The organism is Okeania sp. SIO2B3 (assembly GCF_010672525.1).
GTDB lineage: Bacteria > Cyanobacteriota > Cyanobacteriia > Cyanobacteriales > Microcoleaceae > Okeania.
This window is the reverse complement of sequence record NZ_JAAHGH010000207.1, coordinates 1-4,408: the sequence shown is the minus strand read 5'-3', so window position 1 is coordinate 4,408 and position 4,408 is coordinate 1. Positions and strand designations below refer to the sequence as shown.

Here is a 4,408-nt window from a genome sequence, read left to right as displayed (position 1 = left end):
ATTTCCTTCATTATTTGGATTAAAGGAGAGAGAGCGCGGAAGATAGCATTGCCATAATGCAGGCCATCTACTTGATGCTTTATGAGGTTAGTTCCTAATTCATAGAAAGCTTCATTTAATGATTCACTGCCTACAAATATGTCCTTTGTTGATTTAAGAATTTTGGCAGCTTCATCTACTACTGCAATATCTGTTTGAGATAGTGTAGAGAGCTGAAATGGATGAGAGCGGATAAATGGTTCGTATTGTTTAGTTTTCCAGCGCCCAACCAGTAGTGGACAAACCACTTTACCGTCTTCATTCAACAACTTGGGACATCCTTGGCATCCAGCAGCAGCTTTACCGCCGAATAGAGTCCGATTTTTAAATTCGGGGAAATATCTAAATATAGCTTCTCTGATGCAAGATGCTTCTATAGTAGGCTCTTCCTTACCTTTAGGTCTGCGGATATGAGGGTATCCCAAAGGCGTTTGCTTGGTAGTATCTTCAAATAAACCACTATGACGAGATGGCAAAACAACTGAATTACTTTCAATGCTTTCTGTAGTGGGGTTACGCGGGTCGTCACAAATATAGTAGAGAGTAGGGTCGTCTTCAGATTTTTTTTGTGTATGGGGATTAATTCCCAAGTAAGGCGGTAAATTACCTGTGTCATGGCTTTTGCCCGTACCAGTACCACTACAGTCAAACAAATTTTTGATACCGCGTTTGACCATAAGAGCTTCAAAAATATTTCTCATCCCTGGAGGAACTACATAAGCTGGACTACCTTGATTTTTCCAATCTTCAAAGTCTGTTGGTACATTCCAGTTATTAGAATCATCTCCTAATCTAATTTGGATTTTACCTAATAGTAAAGGCGGTTCCCATTTGACTATTGCTGTCGTAGTTTCTGCTAAATGTTTTGCTTCTGCAACATTCGCTTGACGAATACGTTGTTTTTCTTTTGGGTGTAGCTCTGGCGCGGGTGGTAGTTGGCCATTCCGACGGAAATACTTATAAGCAGGTCTGGCTACCTTATTTTTAAGAGTTTTTGCCAGATTACTGACTGTATCTTTTAGTTGACGTGGGAACTTGTGTTTGAAGTTGTATTCAGTTTCTGGTATTAATTTAGACTGACTTTGTTTCTGCTGTGGTTTCCACTCAGGTAAGGTGACACCAGCGTCATCAGCTAACTCTTCAACTATTTCTATAAAATCCTTGCCTTTAGGTGTACCATGACCACCATTAGCAAAATGTCGATATTGTACTGCGTGGCCTCCTTCTTGACAGCTATGACAATACCAAGAGTTATTGGTAGGGTTTACTTGGAATGCTGTACCGGAGCTGCCTCCGTGCTGAGGACAGAAGCCAACTAACTTTTTACCATGTTTTTTGAAGTTGTGGCCACCCCAATCATAAATATCTTCAGTGGATAAACGAGGTAAAATGTCCAGTTCTAGGAGGTCGGCTAAAGAGTCAGCAGTGCTGAGGCTAGGGTGAGCTTGTCTCTCTAGCTTACGTTGCTCTAAGTATCGCTCCCGTTCAGCTTTCTTCTCTTCAGCTTCCTTAGTTGCCTTAGCCTCTTTGTCTGCCAGTTCTAGGAGTACATCTAGGAATTGTTGTGGAGCGATCGCTATTTCTGTATCTGCCGGAGAATTAATCCATACATATTTACCAGTTGTTGGGTGGTAGGAAGGTGGCAAAACGGACTGACAATAATTATAACGAAATTCTAAAAGTTCGTCTGTGTCAGTTTTTAAGCCATTCCATTCTCGGACTACAGCTCTGGTAAAGTTGGCTAATTTTTCCCTATACAAGGGCGGTATTTGAAATGCTATTTGATACCGTCCTGGTTTTCCTGATGTCCAACTTACAGATTTAGGTAAATCTGGACAAATAGCCTTGAGGATAGGTTCGGCACTAGCACCATCTACATCTATGGCCAGCAGTCCATCGGATATTTCTCCTAGTCTTACACCATATCCAGAATCAAAAGCTGTATATGGTTTACCTTTTTTGCTGATTAATTCTTGTCCTTGGGTTATTGCAGTAGCGATCGCTTCTCTACTAACTGGCTCTTCATGTTGCCAGTTACTTCTATAGGGGCGTTTCTCGCGCACTGGTGTTAATGCCCAATTGTCGGGGATATTAACTAACTTTGCTGCAATCTCAGAGGCTCTTTGGTGGCGATTAAATATTTTCCAATCCATTTTACACCACCTCCTGTAAAGAAGTTTTGACAGCGGAGATTAGGGTAGTAGTTGCAGAATTTTGTTTTTTGTGTAATGATATATCCATAATTTTTACAATCAAAATTATTTGAATCTACAGGGCTGTGAATTCTGTAGGTTTTTTCTTTTAAACCTGAATTTCACACGTGATCGCTCCGCTAAACGTAGTTATCGCGGAGCGGAACGGATGTTTGAACGCCAAAAATCATGGCCATGTGGTGTTCAACCCAACCTATGCACTGACCGTCGGCTTTCATCAGGCGGAGTAAATATTTTTGATACGCAACTTTGTCAGCCACAGTAGGTTGTGAACCAAATATGGCACCGTGCATCCATTTATAGGGAGGCCAGTATCCATAATGTATTTGGTATTGTTTATCTGCCCAATTAGGTTTGAGTCCTCGATGGTAAGCTTCTGTGAGCAGTTCGTGATAATGGCGATATTGCTTGACCTTATCTGCCGTGCAGCGTAGTAGTTTAAATGTTGTGTCTGTGGTATCTAAACTCTTGTTCACCACTGGAAACTGATAACCACAACAGCCACAAACCTTATCAAAGTTGCGATTTACTGCACTACATTGAGGGCAGATTTTTTTCGGAGCTTCATTTGGTAATGAATGTTTTGATTGGCCGAGAGTAAATGTTGTTATATCCTCAATGAATCCAAATTGTTTAATTAATCCTGCTTGGTCTAAAATTAAGCAGTCATATTTTCCAGGATAGATTCTCAAACCACGGCCTATTTGCTGCCACCCTTTAGCCTTAGATTTAGTTGGGCGACAGAGGAGAACGCAAGAAATGGCAGGGACATCAAAACCTTCTCCCAATGCTTCACAACTTGCTAAGACTTTGATAAGTCCTGACTGTAATTGTGAATAAATTATTTCACGCTGTTTGGTGGGCATTGTGCCATCTACGCTAGCAGCAGCGATTCCAGCTTGATTAAAAGCTGTAGCGATCGCTTTGGCGTGGGCCACATTTACAGCAAAGGCAATGGTTAATCTACCATTGGCCAATCTTTTCCATTCGGAGACGATGGCATTAACTACTTCGGGTACATTGCAACGCACTCCTAAGTCAGAGTTGTTAAAATCTCCTGCTACAGTCCTTACGCCTTTGAGGTCAGCACCATCAACGCTGTAGTAAATTGGGGGTGCAAGATATCCTTTGAGGATGAGTTCGCCTGGAGTGGGAGCTGCTATGAGGGTGTCAAATAGATCGGACATTGCTTCCCTTTTTGATAGTCTCCAGGGAGTAGCGGTTAAACCTATAAAGGTAGTGTTGCTGGATTCATAATTTTCTAGCTGTCTCTGTACGACTTTGTTCCAGGCGGTTTGATGTGCTTCGTCTATTAATACAATGTTGGGAGTAAACCAGTTGGTTTTCCGGCGAGCTAGAGTTTGTGCGCTGGCTATTTGAACAGAGGCATTTTTGTTTTCTTTGTAACCTCCGGCGATGACTCCACATTCAATGCCGAAGTTAGCAAATTTATTTAGTGTTTGCTTGATAAGTACATCACGATGAACGATGAACAATATAGTTTTGCCACTTGAATACTCTTGATAGATAAAGGAAGCAGCAATTATAGTTTTGCCTGCTCCAGTAGGGGCGACGATAAGTATTCGACGCTGGTTGTGTTTGATGAGTTGATATAAATCATCAATGACTTGGAGTTGGTAGTCTCTGAGTTGGGGAATCTGTGATGGTGTTACAATGAGGTTAAGAGATAATTGTTTATCTCCTTCCAGGTTTTTTTGATTCTGCTGCTGTAACCATGAGGGTTGCAGCAGTTTTGTTTGAGATGCTACTGATTGTAAATTCATAAGTTTTCAGTGATTAAAAAATTTTCAGAAGTGATGGGTTGTTGTATTAGGATGTATAGTGGTGAAAATTTATGTGGGTGGGGAGTTGTCCCCCTTGATTATTTCTAATATTTGGCGATACGGTAATTTAGCAGCGATCGCACGCTCGACTACACGAACTTTCTTCTGAGGACAATAAATACATTCGGTAACGGGACTACCATCTGCTTTGTATAAAGGTTTGCCGTTTTTCCCCTTCTTTTGCAAACGGTAATTCCAATACCAATGTTGAGGAATGTTGGGAGAGCGTTTACCTTCTTTGACACGGGGGTATTCAGTAAGTCCATTCTTAGTGGACTTCAATTTTGTGTACTTGCTGAGACATCCACTGCC

At 41.4% G+C, this 4,408-nt stretch carries 3 protein-coding genes; all 3 read right to left on the bottom strand.

Annotated elements, in window-relative coordinates; all coding sequences use genetic code 11:
- Nucleotides 1-2,192, bottom strand: a 2,192-nt coding sequence (locus F6K15_RS37495; protein WP_293071122.1) for a bifunctional DNA primase/polymerase, incomplete at its 3' end; no start/stop codon positions are given.
- A 179-nt stretch (nt 2,193-2,371) separates the two neighbouring features.
- Nucleotides 2,372-4,036 carry a DEAD/DEAH box helicase gene (locus F6K15_RS37490; RefSeq protein ID WP_293071120.1) on the bottom strand — a complete coding sequence of 555 codons (1,665 nt, stop codon included), beginning with the start codon at nt 4,034-4,036 and terminating at the stop codon, nt 2,372-2,374.
- A gap of 69 nt (nt 4,037-4,105) precedes the next feature.
- Nucleotides 4,106-4,408 (bottom strand): hypothetical protein (locus F6K15_RS37485; RefSeq protein ID WP_293071118.1); only part of this gene is annotated, 303 nt, incomplete at its 5' end.

Coding starts and splice junctions, on each gene's coding strand:
- F6K15_RS37490 (WP_293071120.1), bottom strand. CDS start 4,036: ATGAATTTACAATCAGTAGCATCTCAAACAAAACTGCTGCAACCCTCA.